Here is a 15,842-nt window from a genome sequence, read left to right as displayed (position 1 = left end):
AGGCTGGCTGATCGTGGGCGTCTACGGAATCGACTTGGGCACGACCAACTCCGCCATCGCGACGGTGGACGCCGGGAGCCGGCCCCGGATCATCGCAGGTCTGGACGGGTCCCAGACCACCCCGAGCGTGGTACTGCTGGCGTCGGCCTATGACCATGTGGTCGGTGAGGGTGCCCGCAGGCAGGCCCGGCTGGACCCCGACAACGTGTGCGCGCTGGTCAAGCGACGTATGGGGGATGCGGACTGGCGGTTCGTGGCGCACGGGCAGACGTGGTCGGCGCCGGCGATCTCCGCGCTCATCCTCAAGTCGCTGATCTCCGACGCCGCGTTCTCCGGCGAGCAGGTGCAGCGGGCGGTGATCACCGTGCCCGCCTACTTCGGTGACGACGAACGCCGCGCCACCATCCAGGCCGGCAGCTACGCGGGCATCGAGGTGGCCGGTGTGCTGTCCGAGCCGATCGCCGCCGCCCTGTCGTACGGGTTCAGCAAGATCACCGACGCCTTCTCGTCGTCGACACCCGATGAGAAGGTGCTGGTGTACGACCTGGGCGGCGGAACATTCGACGCCACCGTCATCGAACTGGCCGACCGGCGTATCTCGGTGCTGGCCGTCGACGGCGATCATCAACTCGGCGGCGCCGACTGGGACGAACGGATCGCGCTGTACCTGTCGCAGCAATTCTGCGCCGAACATCCCGACGCCGAGGACCCACTCGACGACTCGGCCGGATCACAGGCGCTGGTGCTGGCCGCCGAACGCGCCAAACATGAACTGTCGGATTCGGATTCGACGTCGGTGATCGTCGCCCACGACGGGGTGCGGTCGGTGATCACGCTGACCCGCGCGCAACTCGAAGACCTCACCGGGCCGCTGCTCAAGCGCACCGTCGAACTGACCCGGTCCTGTCTGGCCGCCGCGCGCGACCGGGGTGCGGCCAACATCGACCGGGTGCTGCTGGTGGGCGGCTCATCGCGAATGCCGATGGTCGCCAACATGATCCGCGACGAACTGGGCCTCAATCCGCAACTGTCGGACCCGGATCTGGCCGTCGCCAAGGGCGCCGCCATCTACGGCGACAAACTGGAAGTGGAACGGCTGGTGACGGCCGACCTGCGCACCCGGGGCCGCCTCGCCGACGGTGCGCCGGTGCTGTCGGCATCGCCCACCGACGTCGACGAATCGTGCAGTCGGGTGGCCGCGGCGTTCGGGCTGCCGGTGAGCGGGGTGCGTCGGATGCTGGAGATCACCGTCGACACGGTGGTGTCCCGCGGCTTCGGAGTGCTCGCCGTTCGCGACGGCGACCTGCAGGCATCGTGGCTGGTGCACCGCAACCAGACCCTGCCCATCCGGGTGCGACGGTCGTTCGGCACGATGCGTGCCGACCAGGACATCATCGAGCTGACCGTCCTCGAACAGGCCGGGCAGCAGGAATCCTCCCGCCCCCAGGACGCAAAGATACTGATAGAGGGCACCATTCGCGACATCCCCCGCGGCCACGACGAGGGCAGCGAGGTGCAGGTGACTTTCGAGATGGGATTCGACGGCGTGCTGCACGTGACGGCCTTCCACGTCGACGCCGGGATACCATTGCGATTGTCGGCGAAAACCGGTGCGACACTGTCACAATCGGAGGTCAATCGCGAACTCGAACAGGTCCACCGGTCCCGGCGCCGCGACGGGTGATGGTGATGCAACCGTTCAACTCCAACGACTACCGCAAACGCGTCCTCGCCGCCGTCGACCGGCGCGGCGGACTGTCGTCCTCCGATTCGTTTGAGCTGTACGATATTCCGCTCGACGAGGCCGAGCGGATCACCGACGATCAGGCCGTCGGCAGAATCGAAGCGGTGTGGGCGTTCTGGCAGAAGCAACGCGATCACCCCAAGTACCGCAGCCTGGTGACCCAGCTGGTGCGCTCCCACGACACGCGGTCGAAGCCGCTGCGGTACGCCACCAGCCGGATCGTCGAAGCCAGAGCCGTTGCCGCACAACGTGAACAGCGGGATGCGGGACGATATGAACTGCTCGACAACGCGATCGAACGGCTCGTCGAACGGTACGGCGGCATCCCCGAATCCAAACGGGCCGGGCTGTCCGACATCGGTGCGATGGGAGGGCTCACCCCGGACGAGATCGAGGCCCGGATGCGCCGGCACCGCATCATCGGCGACACCACGCAACCCGCGCCGCCGACGGCGCCACCTGACCCGATCAGTGAACAGCGCCTGAGCCAGATCACCAGGCTGCTAGGCGAATTCGACCGCATCCAGTCCGGCAACGAACCCACCCCGACACTCCTCGCGCTGCTGCGAATGAGCCTCGACGACGCCACCGACGCCGAGCGGATCGAGACCCGCGTCGGGATCCTGTCCGATCGGGTCCGCGAGATGCCGGCCGGCCCGATGCGGGCGGTGCTCGACGAACTCGTCGTCCACTGCCGCGATATCCTGCTCGGCGACATCGCCCGGCTCATCGCCTACTGCAAGGCGGTCAGCGAATCCGTCGCCGACTACCTGCGTCCCCGGGTGCGGGCCGCTGTGCTCGTCGAAGATGTTCTGCGGCACGGTGATTACGAGTTCCTGTTCGAGGAGGCAATCGATCGCGGTCTCGGCCCGGCCGGTGCGCGCCAGATTCTGCACGACCTCGCGGGTGAATTCGGGGCCTCGGTGGAGAGCGAGGAACCACCCTCGCAGCCCCCGGAGATCTTCCAGCCCGCCCCCGCACGGCCCCGACCTCCGGACCCACAGCCCGTCCCGGCACCAGAAGTCACGCCACCACCCTCGGACACCCCCGCACCGCCGGTTCCCGGACGCATCGACACCACCCGCAGAGCACCGAAACGTCAACGTACCGAAGCTGATCCAGTGCCGACCGGACCCCCCACCGTCCCCGGCCTGCCCGACATCGCCGTGTTCGGCGCGGGTGGCGGCGTCCTGACATTCGCCTGGCCGCCGGGGGTGACCGAGGCGATGGTCTACCTACGTCGCGATGCGCCCCCGGCGGCACCCGGCGACCCGTCGGCGGTCGCCGTCAAGATCACCAACTCCCGCTATCACGTCGACGGTGGATTCGTGGTGCCCGACGATTCACGTCCCTGCTATGCGGCGGTCGCGAGCTGCCGCCGCACACCGTCGGGAACCCTGGAGGTGGCCGACGGATTCGGCCGCCGCGCCCGCATCGAGGTCCGCTGACCATTCCGTCCCCGACATGGATTCCAAAACATACGACACCACAACAGGTTTCATCGCGCACAACCGTCACGAACAGCACCGACACCAATACCGAAGAGGAACAGTGACAATGGGTATCGACTACAACAAGCGACCGTCGCAGCCTGCCGCCCCGCAGCAGCCCCCGACCCAGCAGGCCCCCGCCCAACCCGGGATATCGCTGCAGAAGGTGACGCTCACCAAGTCGGCACCCAGCGTCTCGCTGGCCAAGCAGGGCTCGGCCGTCGGACAACTGCGGGTGAACCTCAACTGGACCAGCGGCGCCAAGAAGGGCGGCTTCTTCAAACGGTCCAGCGGAATCGACCTCGACCTGGCCTGCCTGTGGGAGTTCACCGACGGCAGCAAGGGCATCGTACAGGCCCTCGGCAACTCGTTCCAGGCGCCGCGTGAGGGCAAGCCGATCATTCTCCTCGACGGCGACGACCGCTCGGGTTCGGGCACCGGCGGCGAGAACATGTACATCGATCTGGCTGCGACACAGCAGATCCGGCGAATCCTCATCTTCGCCTACATCTACGAGGGCGCCCCCAACTGGGCCGCCGCCAACGGCGTGGTGACCGTCTTCCCGACGAACGGACCGCAGATCGAGGTCCGCCTGGACGAGGCCGACCAGAGCGCGCTCTCGTGCGCGATCGCCCTGTTCGAGAACCGCGGCGGCGAACTCGTCGTCAACCGCGAGGTGCGCTACATCCGCGGTGCCCAGGACAAGGTCGACGAGGCCTACAACTGGGGCCTGAACTGGAAGGCCGGCCGCAAGTAGTCCCCACTGCCGGTTGAGGCTCGTCGCTGACACTCCTCGTACCTCCTCCAGCGAGGGGGTGGTGCAGACTGGACGGGTGACCGAGACGCCTGCAGCAGACGATCCGTATCTTTGGCTCGAAGAGGTGACCGGGGAGGCGGCGCTCGAGTGGGTTCGGGCGCACAACGAGCCGACCGTCGCATCGCTCACCGACTGCGATCGGTTCCGTCAGATGCGGGCGCAGACGCTGGAGGTGCTCGACACCGACGAGCGGATTCCGTACGTGCGCAGACGCGGTGAGTTTCTGTACAACTTCTGGAAGGACGCGCAGAATCCGAAGGGGCTCTGGCGGCGGACCACTTTGGAGTCGTACGCGACGGACACCCCCGACTGGGATGTGCTGATCGACGTCGATGCCCTCGCCGCCGCCGAGGACGAGAATTGGGTGTGGTCGTCGGTCACGATGTTGTGCCCCGACTACACGCGAGCCCTCGTGTCGCTGTCGCGGGGCGGCGCCGACGCGGTAGTGATCCGCGAGTTCGACGTCGACGCCCGCACCTGGGTCACCGACGGATTCGTGTTGCCGGAGAACAAGTCCCGCATCGACTGGATCGATCACGACACCATCTGGGTGGGCACCGACTTCGGTGGGCAGCCCGACGGACACGGGGCGATGACGTCGTCGGGGTATGCGCGGGTCACCAAACGCTGGACACGTGGCACCCCCCTCGACGACGCGATCACCGTGTTCACCGGCGACCCCGGCGACGTGGCGGTGTCCGCATCGCACGACTCGACACCCGGATTCGAGCGCGACTACGTCATGCGCAGCACCGACTTCTACAACACCATCACCTACGAGCTGGTGGACAGCGCGCTGGTCGAGATCGAGGTGCCCACCGACTCGCGGTTCTCCGTGTTCCGGAACTGGCTGCTGGTGCTGACCCGATCCCCCTGGACCGTGTCATCACCGACCGTGTCAGCACCGGCCGCCGGCGACATCACCTACGACGCCGACACCCTGCTGGTATTCGACTACGACGACTATCTCGCGAGCGGCCGCGATCACACGGTGCTGTTCGCCCCCGACGCGCACACCTCTCTCGAGAAGTTCGCGTTCACCAGATCCCATCTGATTCTGGTGAAACTGCGCGACGTGGCCACCGAGGTGGAGGTGATCACACTCGGCGACTGGACGCCGGTACCGCAGCCGGGACTGCCGGACCTGGCCACCATCTCCGTACTCGACACCGACCCCGACAACAGTGACGAAGCCTTCTGGACCGCTTCGTCGTTCACCACGCCACCGGCGTTGCTGCACGGAGACAGCGGCGCGCCGGTCACCGTGATCAAATCCGCACCGGCACAATACGACACGTCGACGGTGAGCACCGAACAGCACTTCGCCACCTCCGCCGACGGCACCGAGATCCCGTACTTCGTGATCCGGGATGAGAATGTGACGAGCGGCCCCACACTGCTGTACGGCTACGGCGGTTTCCAGGTGTCGCAGACACCGACGTACACCGCGGTGAGCGGCCGCAACTGGATCTCCCGGGGCGGCATCTACGTGATCGCCAACATCCGCGGCGGCGGCGAGTACGGTCCGCTGTGGCATACCCAGACCCAGAAAGCCAACCGGCACAAGGTATACGAGGACTTCTCGGCGGTCGCGAAAAAGCTTGTCGCCGACGGGCTCACCACACCGCGGCAACTGGCCGCGCAGGGCGGTTCCAACGGTGGCCTGCTGATGGGGGTGATGCTGACGCGCTATCCGGAGTTGTTCGGCGCCATCGTGTGTCAGGTTCCGCTGCTCGACATGCGTCGCTACCATCTGCTGCTCGCCGGCGCGTCGTGGATGGCCGAATACGGCGACCCCGACAACCCCGACGAATGGGCGTACATCGGCGAGTACTCGCCATACCAGCACATCGACGCCGACACCGACTATCCGCCGATCCTGGTGACCACCTCCACCCGCGACGACCGGGTGCACCCGGGGCACGCCCGCAAGTTCGTCGCCAGACTCGAGGAGACCGGGCACCGCGTCAGCTACTACGAGAATATCGAAGGCGGGCACGGCGGTGCCGCCGACAACAAGCAGTCGGCGTTCAAATCCGCTCTGGCTTACGAATTCCTGTGGCGCACAATCGGTAGCGTGTGATCTCGCGGAGTTTCGAGGCTCGTCGCCAGCGCTCCTCGCACCTCAACAGGCGGGGTACTCAGCGGCGCGTGATCACAGTGATGGCCACACCCAGGAGCAACACACCCAGGCCGGCTCCGCCGACGATGTACGACAGCTCACGCAGATTGCCGAGCACGGTGTCGACGATCGCCTCGCTCACCGCACGGTCCGAACCCGCGCCGCCGGTGAGTTCGTCCTTGGCGCGGCCGGCGCCCACCACGGCCGCCGCGTAGCTGACGACGGCGGCGGCTATCGTGGCCAGGCCCAGGGCCAGCAGCACCAGGCCCCGGCGGCGGGCGATCACCAACCCGCCGAGGGCGCCGACGATCGCGACAGCCGCCGACCCGTACGCCAGCCGGGCGATATTGAGGCCGGTCTCGTGGTATCGCCCGGCCTCCAGATTCGAACCGCTCAACTGCACCAGCACCTGCTGGGACGTCTGCACCGGAACGCCGAGCTTCTTGAGCACCCGATTCACCATCGGTGCGATGTCGAGTTCGAGACCATGGTCCTCGCGCCCGTCGGCGGCCGGCTTGTTGAACAGATAGTCGTGCTGGTCGGAGACGACCGCGACGAAATCGTCCTTGAACTCGGCAGAATTGGTGTATGCACGGGCGAGCGGAGTAACGAAAGCGCTCGTCACCCCGCCCGTGAAACTCCCCGAACCGCCCGTCCGGTCAATCACGCCCTGCGTGATCTGCTCGGTCATGTAGTCCCGGACCTTCTGCTGCTCGGCCACCGGACGCATCGTCGACGCGAAACCGTTGGAATCGACCAGCCGCGCATTGACCCACCACGACGGCACCGCCAGCACGATGGCAGCCATCGCGGCGAGTGTCAGAACAGCACTGAGAATTGTCCGCACGCCGCCAGACTACTCCGGCAGCGACTATTCCCCGATGGTGTCGCGCGCCCGACTGACGATCAGCGGATCGGGATCGCCGACCAACTCGACGTCTTTGCCGGTGTACTCATACGAGGCCAGCACATGCCGCATCGCATTGAGGCGGGCGCGCTTCTTGTCGTTGCTCTTGACGACGGTCCACGGCGCGAAATCGTTGTCGGTGGCGGCGAACATCGCCTCCTTCGCGGCGCCGTAGCTGTCCCATTTGTCGAGCGAGGCCAGATCCATCGGCGACAGCTTCCACTGCCGGACCGGATCGATCTGCCGGATCGCGAACCGCGTGCGCTGCTCCAGCGGCGACACCGAGAACCAGAACTTGACCAGATGAATGCCGTCGTCGACAAGCATCTTCTCGAACGCCGGTACCTGCGCGATGAACTGCGAGTACTGGTCGTCGGTGCAGAAACCCATCACCCGCTCCACGCCGGCGCGGTTGTACCAGGACCTGTCGAAGAACACCATCTCCCCGGCGGCCGGCAGATGCTGCACATACCGCTGGAAATACCATTCGGTGGATTCACGTTCACTCGGCTTCTCCAGCGCGACGATGCGGGCACCGCGCGGATTGAGATGCTCGTTGAACCGCTTGATGGTGCCCCCCTTGCCGGCGGCGTCGCGGCCCTCGAATACCAGCAGGAACCGCTGCCCGGTCTGCTTGGTCCACTTCTGCAGTTTCAGCAGCTCGATCTGTAGCTTGCGTTTGGTGATCTCGTACTCGCGGCGGCTCATCCGGTCGTCGTACGGGTAGTCCTCGCGCCAGGTGTCGACGACGTTGCGGCTCGGCAGCGTCAGGAGCACCGGGTCGTCATCGTCGTCGTCGTTGACCGCGAACTGCGTGACGTTACGCAGATCGACGAGCTCCTGCAGCGCCTCGCGGCCGTTGAGTTTGCTGAAATCCGGTCCGAACTGGGCCTGGCCGTCCACGGCCGGTGTATAAACCTCGGTCACCCTGCCACCATATGCGCACCACCTGACCGGAAGGTGAATTAGAGCTGAACCCGACCGACGATTCGGGCCGAAAGTCCTGTGCCGGCCGTCCCCGACTTGCGGTTTGCGCCGACTCGCGGTTTGTGGACCCGTGAAGCCGGGCCCACAAACCGCTTCCCGACTACTGAACGACCAGCGCGGGCCCGAGTTTGGCGCAGCCCCTGGCCTTGTTCAGCTCCACCGCCAGCGCGGCCGTGCCGTAGCAGACAGCACCGTCGGTGCCGATCTTGGCCTGACTGCCGGCGCCGCCGACCGCGAGCGTGTCCTCACCCTTCGCTGCCTTGGCAAGCGCGAGCGCGTTCGGTCCGATGGTCACCGCTCGCGCGTTACCCCCCTCGGACGCGCCCGCGAGCGCGATCGAACCCGGCTGCCTGTTGTCGGCGGTCGCCTCACCGCCGGTGTCGGCGATGGCCACGGCCGTTCCCCGGCCGCTGCTTTCGAGTGCCGTCGCCCGGCTGCCCTTACCCGCCTTGACCCCACACCCCGATTTCTCCACGACTTTCTCGAATTGCTGGCCGTCGACCGCCTGGCAACTCACCGCCGACGCCGTACCGGCGCCCCCACCCGCACACAGAACTGCAAGTCCCGCACCAAGTCCGACGATCGCACTGGCGATGCGAAAGCGAAACTTGTTGATATTCAATATGATCGGCCTCCTCGAAACGAAAAACGGACGTCCACCGGCGTCACGGTGCCTATACCGTAGACGACGTGGACGTCCGTCGGGTGACGGCACCACAACAATTGGTTCCGGGTCCGGTCACGAAATCCACGAACCGCCCGAAGCGGTCCGGTCGACGAGGCCGGGGAGGCTGAAAGTCAGCTCGCCGAGCGCCGCTTGGCCTCGGCGACGAGTCCCTTCTTCGCGGTTTCGACGGCAGCTTTCTGGCCGCGTTTGACGATCAGACCGGGCAGCTTGATCTTGAGATCGACCTCAAGCTCGAAATCGACGTGCGTCCCGGTGGCCGTGGGCGTGAGCGTGTACGAACCGTGCTGCAGGCTGAGCTGCTTGCCCTCCACCAGATCCCAGGTGCACGAGTTCTCGGTCCACTTGTATGCCAGCGTCTGCTCGTCGGAGATACCCGACAGGCCCGCGACGATGTGTACCCGGTCGGGCGTGCCGTCGGGATGCGTCGAGAGCACCTCGGCGGACTTGTGCGCCTCGGACCACTTCGGCAGTGAGTCGATGTCGAGCAGGATCTCCATGATCAGCGACGCCGGGGCGTCGACGTCGAATTCAGTTCTTGCAGTCACAGTCATGCCGAAGAACCTACCGTGCCCGCCGACACCGGCAGTCGGAAACACGCGAATGTTCCCGGCGATCCTGGTCACGTGACCCGATCGGCGTCCGGTCACAGATCCGCGATGGCCTCCAGCGGTTTGGTCCGGGCCGCCCGCACCGCCGGCCACAGCGCGGCGAGGATACCGACGAGACCCGCGGCCAGCACCGTTCCGCCGATCAGCGACCACGGCATCACCGGATCACCCAGACCCCACTTGGCGAGTGTCCTGGTCAGCGCCCAGCCGATCACGGAACCGAGCCCCACTCCGAGCACCGCCCCGAAGACTGCGATCAGCACCGACTCCAGGTAGATACTGCGGCGCACCTGCGCCCGCAGCATGCCGATCGCCCGCAACGTCCCGATCTCGCGTTTGCGTTCGACCACCGACAACGCCAGCGTGTTGACGATGCCGAGAATCGCGATGGCCAGCGCCAGCCCGAGCATCGAGTACAACACGGCCAGCATCTGGTCGATCATGCTGGAAATCGTGCCCTTGAACTGCTCGGGGTCCTGGACCTGCACGGTCAGGTAGTCGGCGGTGGCCGCGTCCAGACGCGCCCGCAGCACGTCCGGTGCCACGCCCGGTGCGGGATCGGCCAGCACCATCGTCGTCATCCGCAGCGATGCCGGGACCAGCTCGCGATAGGCGTCGGCACCAATGACCCACGACTGCACCAGCGGGTTGTCCTCGAACACCCCGGCGACCCGGACGTGGACGTCCTTGCCGCCGATCGTCGAGAAGGTGAGGACCTCGCCGCGTTTCCAGCCCTTGTCCCGCGCCCATGTCTCGGGCACCAGGATGCCGTCGCCGGGTACCTCCGACGATGCCCCGTCGAGCATCGGCAGGTGCAGCAGGTCACCGAGACCGGTGCCGACCGCGGACTGCCCGGTGACGAACCTGCCGTCGTACTTGGCCTGCACGACGCCGAACGCGACGACGCTGCCGACCCCTTCCGTGCCGGAGATCGCCTCGGCGATGGAAGCGGGCAGGGCCTGCTGGTTGGAGTCGCTGACGATGAACGACGCGCCCACCCCGGTGTCGACCGCGGCATCGGCGGTGCCCTTGAACGAGGCACCGAGGATGCCGATGATCGAGACCAGCAGCAGACCGAGGGTCAGGGCGAACGCCGTGGCCGACGTGCGGCGCGGGTTGCGGACCGCGTTGGTCCGGGCGAGCTGCCCGACCTTGCCGAACGGCGCGCCCAGAATACGTCCGAGCCCGCCGACGAACGGCCGCGACAGTGCCGGGCCCCCCAGGACCGCGGCGATGATCGCGGCACCGGCGCCCAACCCGACCGTCACCGCCGGACCGACGCCGACACGGGTCGCACCGCCGACGATGAGCGCGATCGCCAGGACCGCGAAACCCGCACCGACGAGGGTACGGCGGCCCAGCGTGGTACCGTCCTCGGCGGCACTGGCCCGCATCGCCTCCACCGGCGCCACCCGCGCAGCGCGTGCCGCCGGCACCCAGGCGCTGACCATCGTGACCACGATGCCGACGAACAGCGCGGCCAGCACCGCCGCCGGGGTGACGGTCAGCGGACCATCGGGCAGGCCCGTACCCGAGTTCGCCAGCATCTTGAGCAGGGCGGCCAGACCGATCCCGACGGCCAGACCGATGCCACCGCCGACGAGGCCCACGACGAACGCCTCGAACAGCACCGACCGCGAAATCTGTTGCCTGCTCGCCCCGACCGCGCGCAGCAGCGCCAACTCCTTGTTCCGCTGGGCGACGATCATCGAGAAGGTGTTGTAGATGATGAAGGTACCCACCACCAGGCCGATGGCCGCGAACGCGAGCAGGATTCCCTGAAAGATGTCGAGAAATTGGGTGTACGCACCCTTCGCGTCGGCGCGGACCTGATCACCGGTGCGCACCCGGTACCGTTCGGGATCCAAGATCGCCGCCACCCTGTCCCGCAGTTGCTGCGGCGACACCCCGGGAACAGCCTGCAGTTCGACGAAGCCGACGTAGGTGCCATCGGTCATGAGTTCGCGGGCCGTCTGTTCGTCGAACCAGATGTTGACGAAACCACTGGTCGCGCCCGGCTGGTCGATCAGAGCCACCACGGTGACATCCATCGGTTCGGTAGATCCTTGTCCCACAACGACTTTGGTCTTGGATTCGACCTCCAGGCCGTTCTTCTCGGCAGCCGAGCGATTGATCGCGATCTCGCCCTTGCCTTTCGGGGCCCGGCCACCGGGCATGATCCTGTCGGCATCGGGTGCGAGCGCTTCGTCGGGCGGAGTGAATGCCGAGGCGATGGCCGGGGCACCGCCCGTCGAGATCGCCTTACCGTCACCACCTGCCACTGTGACCGTCGCCCGGACATCGGTCACCAGTCGATTGATCCCGAGTTCACTTTTGCGCGAGGATAATTCGTCGACAATCCGGTTGTCGACACCGGCGCCGAGGGCGTCGGAGGACGGTGACACCTCCGCCGACACCCCCGGCGCCACATTGTCGAAAAGGCTGCTGAAAGCATTCGAGATCGACGCCGTGAACACCATCGACCCGGCCACGAACGACGTGCCCAGCATGATCGAGAACACCGTCAGCGCGAGCCGGAGCTTGTGCGCGGCGAGATTACGCAGCGACACCCGCCGCATCACCGAGGTCCGTCGCATGTCAGGCACCCACCGGATTGTCGAGGTTCTTCATCACCTCGAAGACGTCGTCGGCCTTCGGCGCTCGCAACTCCCGCACGATCTGCCCGTCGGCCAAGAACACGACGCGATCGGCGTACGACGCGGCCCGCGGATCATGCGTGACGATCACGACGGTCTGCCCGAACTCGTCGGTCGCCGCCCGCAGGATCTCCAGCACCTCCCCCGACGATCGCGAATCGAGGTTGCCGGTCGGCTCGTCGCCGAAGATGATGTCGGGCCGCCCGACCAGCGCCCGCGCACACGCGACCCGCTGCTGCTGTCCGCCCGAGAGCTCCGCGGGCCGGTGCGTGAGCCGGTCGGTCAGACCCAGCCGCGACACCACCGTGTCGAACCACGCTTTGTCGACATCACGGCCGGCGATGTCAAGGGGCAGGGTGATGTTCTCGGCCGCCGTCAGCGTCGGCACCAGATTGAACGCCTGGAACACGAATCCGATCCGGTCGCGCCGCAACGTGGTCATGGCCTTGTCACCCAGCGCGGTCAGTTCGACGTCACCGATGCGCACGCTGCCCGACGTCGCGACGTCGAGCCCGGCCAGACAGTGCATGAGCGTCGACTTGCCCGAACCCGACGGTCCCATGATCGCGGTGAACTCGCCCGCGGTGAACGTCACCGACACCCCTCGCAACGCGGCCACCTCGGTGTCGCCGGATCCGTAGAGCTTGGTGAGACTGTCGGCAACTGCCGCGACCTGCGTCCGGGTACCGCCCTCGCTGAGTGTCATGCCGTCCAGACTTCCAAAAATCCGCGGGCCGGGCTATCCGGTCTCACCCTGATCTCAGCCCTGATAAAGGTAAGAGAGCAGGGCCGTGACCGAAGTCACGACCCTGCTCTCCTAAATTCAGTACGTCCGAGAACTCAGCGCATCTGGGGATTCAGCGCGTCTGGGGATTCAGCGCGTCTGGGGATTCAGGCGCCCAGGCGCTCGCGCAGCGCGGCGAGCTCGTCCCGCAGCGACGACGGGAGCTTGTCGCCGACGAAGTCGAACAACTCGTCGATCAACGGCAGCTCACGTTCCCATTCCTCGGAGTTGACGGCCAGCGCCTCGACGAGATCCTGGTTCTCGACGTCGAGTCCGTCGAGGTTGAACTCCTCGGGCTTGGCGACGATGCCGATCGGGGTCTGCTCGCCGGTGACCTCACCCTCGATGCGGCCGATGATCCACTCCAGGACGCGACTGTTCTCACCGAAGCCGGGCCACAGGAAGCGGCCGTCATCACCACGGCGGAACCAGTTGACGTAGAAGATCTTGGGCAGCTTGGCGGCATCGGCGTTCTTGCCGAGGTCGATCCAGTGCGAGAGGTAGTCGCCCACGTGGTAGCCCATGAACGGCAGCATCGCCATCGGGTCGCGGCGGACGGTGCCCACCTTGCCCTCGGCGGCGGCGGTCTGCTCCGAGCCGACCGTGGCACCCATGAACACACCGTGCTGCCAGTCGCGGGCCTCGGTGACCAGCGGAACCGTGGTCTTGCGGCGGCCACCGAACAGGATCGCCGAGATCGGCACGCCCTGCGGGTCGTCCCACTCGGTCGCCAGCGACGGGCACTGGACCAGCGGGGTGCAGTACCGCGAGTTGGGGTGCGCGGCCTTCGCGTCGGACTCCGGGGTCCAGTCGTTGCCGAGCCAGTCGGTCAGATGGGCGGGCGTCTCACCGTCGATACCCTCCCACCACACATCGCCGTCGTCGGTGAGCGCGACGTTGGTGTACAGGGTGTTGCCGCGGTCGATCGTCTCCATCGCGTTCGGATTGGAGTCGAAGCTGGTGCCGGGAGCCACGCCGAAGAACCCGAACTCCGGGTTGATCGCGTAGAGACGGCCGTCCTTGCCGAAGCGCATCCAGGCGATGTCGTCGCCGACGGTCTCGGCCTTCCAGCCGGGGATCGTGGGCTGGATCATCGCCAGGTTGGTCTTGCCACAGGCACTCGGGAACGCCGCGGCTACGAAGTAGACCTTGTTCTGCGGGCTGGTGAGCTTGAGGATCAGCATGTGCTCGGCCAGCCAGCCCTCGTCGTGCGCGAGCACCGACGCGATGCGCAGCGCGTAGCACTTCTTGCCCAGCAGCGCGTTGCCGCCGTAACCCGATCCGTACGACCAGATCTCACGGGACTCGGGGAAGTGGGTGATGTACTTGTCGGTGTTGCACGGCCACGGCACGTCGGCCTGACCGGGTTCGAGCGGGGCACCCACCGAATGCAGGCACTTGACGAAGAAGCCGTCGTCACCGAGCAGTTCGAGGACAGGGGTGCCCACGCGGGTCATGATCCGCATCGACAGGACGACGTACTCCGAGTCGGTGATCTCGACGCCGAGCTTCGGATCGTCGGAGCCGAGCGGGCCCATGCAGAACGGGATGACGAACATGGTGCGGCCGCGCATGCTGCCGCGGTACAGACCGGTCATGGTCTCACGCATCTGCGCGGGCTCGACCCAGTTGTTGGTGGGGCCGGCGTCCTCTTCCTTCTCCGAACAGATGTAGGTACGCGACTCGACGCGCGCGACGTCGGCGGGATCGGAGTTGGCCAGGAACGAGTTGGGCTTGCGCTCCTCGTCGAGCTTGATGAGCGTGCCCGCCTCGACGAGCTGTGCGGTCAGCCGGTTCCACTCGTCGTCGCTGCCATCGGACCACACGACGGCGTCGGGCTGGGTGAGTTCGGCGATCTGGGCGACCCACTCGAGGAGTGCGGCGTGCTTGGTGGGGGCGCTGCTCGGATCCAGGCCCGGAATTGTGGCAGACGTCATCAGGTCTCCTCGAGAATGGTGATGGCCTCTGATAGCCGTCACCGGCGTTGCGTCGTTTGTCCAAGGGTACCGGCACCGAGCGGACGCTAGGTAGCCGCCCCCACGTGAGATTTTCCGCTTTTGTCCCGTGCCGGGCCAGGTCTCAGGCGAGGCGGCCCGAATCCGTGGACCGCCAGGTTCCACTCTCGGTGTCCAGGCGCTGCGTCGAATAGGTACCGTCCGCGCCGATCTCGGTGATCAGGTCGACGCGGCCGTCGGCGTCGGAATCGGTGTACACCGCCATGCCGTCCGGGCCCGGCCGGGTCAGCGAGTCGGCGATCCCGTCGGCGTCGGTGTCGATGTCGGCGGGGCCCAGATCCCACACGTCATCGCCCTGCGACAGCCACAGATGGTCCGCCGGGCCGGCCCGGGACACGTCCGTGAACTGGTTGTCGGGGTCTGGGGTTGGGGTACATCCATCGCTGTCTCCGAACATGTCCGCCTCCATGACCATCACCTGTCCTGTTCGTCGTCGGTCCCCGGTCCGGGTCCGGGAGTGTTGGCCGCTTCGGGATCAGCGAGTACCGCCAGCCGGTCGGCGAGGGCACGGGCGGATCGCAGCCGGGCCGGATCCGCAGCCGGACTCCGCAGTCTGCCGATCTCGGCGTCGATGGCCGCCGCCCGCCGGGCCGTGTCCCGGGCGAGTCTGTCGTAGTGGCGGGCGATATGACCGGTGACCTCAAGTTCCAGCGCCGACGACCGTGCCACGACGAGCCGCTCGCAGGTGGCGCGCAATTCGGCGAGCGCCGAAGCCGTCGCCGCTCGCAGCTGGGTCCGGGCCGCGGACGTGCGTCGCACCCCGATCACCCACAGCGCGATCGCCAGGCCGGTTACCACCGTGAGTGGGGTGAGTGCCCACGCCACAGCGGACCCGGCACCCATCGATCCACCTCCGATCGCGGACACCCCGGCGGCGATGGCACGCCCCACGCCGAATCCGGTCGACACGCCGAGCAGCGCGAACAGGGCGTCCTCGGCTCCCCTGCGCGGCCCGGCCATCGTGACGGGTGGGGTCGAAACCCCCCGCCCCGCGGGCGGCGACACTGCCCGCACCGCGGGCGG

12 protein-coding genes and 1 pseudogene are annotated in these 15,842 nt (G+C 66.9%); 4 read left to right on the top strand and 9 right to left on the bottom strand.

Translation table 11 applies throughout. The features are described from left to right. Positions 1–13 precede the first annotated feature (13 nt). From KDB67_RS11600 to KDB67_RS11585, 4 genes are all read left to right on the top strand, one after another. Positions 14–1,684: an Hsp70 family protein gene (locus tag KDB67_RS11600; protein WP_291015870.1), complete on the top strand. Its 1,671-nt coding sequence runs from the start codon at positions 14–16 to the stop codon at positions 1,682–1,684. 5 nt (positions 1,685–1,689) lie between these two features. Beyond that, positions 1,690–3,192: a hypothetical protein gene (locus KDB67_RS11595; RefSeq protein WP_291015869.1), complete on the top strand. Its 1,503-nt coding sequence runs from the start codon at positions 1,690–1,692 to the stop codon at positions 3,190–3,192. A 109-nt stretch (positions 3,193–3,301) separates the two neighbouring features. Further along, a complete protein-coding gene (locus KDB67_RS11590) occupies positions 3,302–3,991 on the top strand; it encodes a tellurium resistance protein (RefSeq protein WP_291015867.1) in 690 nt (229 codons plus the stop codon). Positions 3,992–4,067: 76 nt separating this feature from the next. Next, positions 4,068–6,134: a prolyl oligopeptidase family serine peptidase gene (locus KDB67_RS11585; protein WP_291015865.1), complete on the top strand. Its 2,067-nt coding sequence runs from the start codon at positions 4,068–4,070 to the stop codon at positions 6,132–6,134. 58 nt (positions 6,135–6,192) lie between these two features. Here the strand turns inward: KDB67_RS11585 and KDB67_RS11580 are convergent, their stop codons facing one another. The 9 genes and pseudogenes from KDB67_RS11580 to KDB67_RS11540 form a co-directional block, all read right to left on the bottom strand. Then, on the bottom strand, positions 6,193–7,020 hold the full coding sequence (locus KDB67_RS11580; protein WP_291015863.1) for a hypothetical protein: 828 nt from the start codon (positions 7,018–7,020) through the stop codon (positions 6,193–6,195). A gap of 24 nt (positions 7,021–7,044) precedes the next feature. Further along, positions 7,045–8,007, bottom strand: coding sequence for a polyphosphate kinase 2 (ppk2, locus tag KDB67_RS11575; protein ID WP_291015861.1), 963 nt, complete (start codon positions 8,005–8,007; stop codon positions 7,045–7,047). A 160-nt stretch (positions 8,008–8,167) separates the two neighbouring features. Further along, complete coding sequence (locus KDB67_RS11570; RefSeq protein ID WP_324388305.1) at positions 8,168–8,689, bottom strand: DUF6764 family protein; 522 nt, start codon at positions 8,687–8,689, stop codon at positions 8,168–8,170. 176 nt (positions 8,690–8,865) lie between these two features. After that, on the bottom strand, positions 8,866–9,306 hold the full coding sequence (locus KDB67_RS11565) for an SRPBCC family protein (RefSeq protein WP_291015857.1): 441 nt from the start codon (positions 9,304–9,306) through the stop codon (positions 8,866–8,868). Between the two features lie 92 nt (positions 9,307–9,398). Then, positions 9,399–11,960 (bottom strand): FtsX-like permease family protein, encoded by a 2,562-nt coding sequence (locus tag KDB67_RS11560; RefSeq protein ID WP_291015931.1) that lies wholly within the window; start codon positions 11,958–11,960, stop codon positions 9,399–9,401. Position 11,961: 1 nt separating this feature from the next. Continuing rightward, positions 11,962–12,726: an ABC transporter ATP-binding protein gene (locus KDB67_RS11555; RefSeq protein ID WP_291015856.1), complete on the bottom strand. Its 765-nt coding sequence runs from the start codon at positions 12,724–12,726 to the stop codon at positions 11,962–11,964. A 185-nt stretch (positions 12,727–12,911) separates the two neighbouring features. Beyond that, a complete protein-coding gene (locus tag KDB67_RS11550) occupies positions 12,912–14,741 on the bottom strand; it encodes a phosphoenolpyruvate carboxykinase (GTP) (RefSeq protein ID WP_291015854.1) in 1,830 nt (609 codons plus the stop codon). Between the two features lie 142 nt (positions 14,742–14,883). Beyond that, on the bottom strand, positions 14,884–15,216 hold the full coding sequence (locus KDB67_RS11545; RefSeq protein ID WP_291015852.1) for a DUF6802 family protein: 333 nt from the start codon (positions 15,214–15,216) through the stop codon (positions 14,884–14,886). Between the two features lie 17 nt (positions 15,217–15,233). Then, positions 15,234–15,842, bottom strand: a pseudogene (locus tag KDB67_RS11540) (hypothetical protein); the annotation flags it as partial.

The organism is Gordonia sp. (in: high G+C Gram-positive bacteria), from assembly GCF_020438995.1.
In the GTDB taxonomy this organism is placed as follows: Bacteria; Actinomycetota; Actinomycetes; order Mycobacteriales; family Mycobacteriaceae; genus Gordonia.
Note: the sequence above shows the minus strand (reverse complement) of the source record. Positions and strands in the feature narration are given on the sequence as shown.

Excerpts from the sequence above, each read along its gene's own strand:
- KDB67_RS11595 (WP_291015869.1), top strand. The coding sequence starts at position 1,690 with ATGCAACCGTTCAACTCCAACGACTACCGCAAACGCGTCCTCGCCGCC.
- KDB67_RS11590 (WP_291015867.1), top strand. The coding sequence starts at position 3,302 with ATGGGTATCGACTACAACAAGCGACCGTCGCAGCCTGCCGCCCCGCAG.
- KDB67_RS11565 (WP_291015857.1), bottom strand. The coding sequence starts at position 9,306 with ATGACTGTGACTGCAAGAACTGAATTCGACGTCGACGCCCCGGCGTCG.
- KDB67_RS11560 (WP_291015931.1), bottom strand. The coding sequence starts at position 11,960 with ATGCGACGGACCTCGGTGATGCGGCGGGTGTCGCTGCGTAATCTCGCC.
- KDB67_RS11555 (WP_291015856.1), bottom strand. The coding sequence starts at position 12,726 with ATGACACTCAGCGAGGGCGGTACCCGGACGCAGGTCGCGGCAGTTGCC.
- KDB67_RS11550 (WP_291015854.1), bottom strand. The coding sequence starts at position 14,741 with ATGACGTCTGCCACAATTCCGGGCCTGGATCCGAGCAGCGCCCCCACC.
- KDB67_RS11545 (WP_291015852.1), bottom strand. The coding sequence starts at position 15,216 with ATGTTCGGAGACAGCGATGGATGTACCCCAACCCCAGACCCCGACAAC.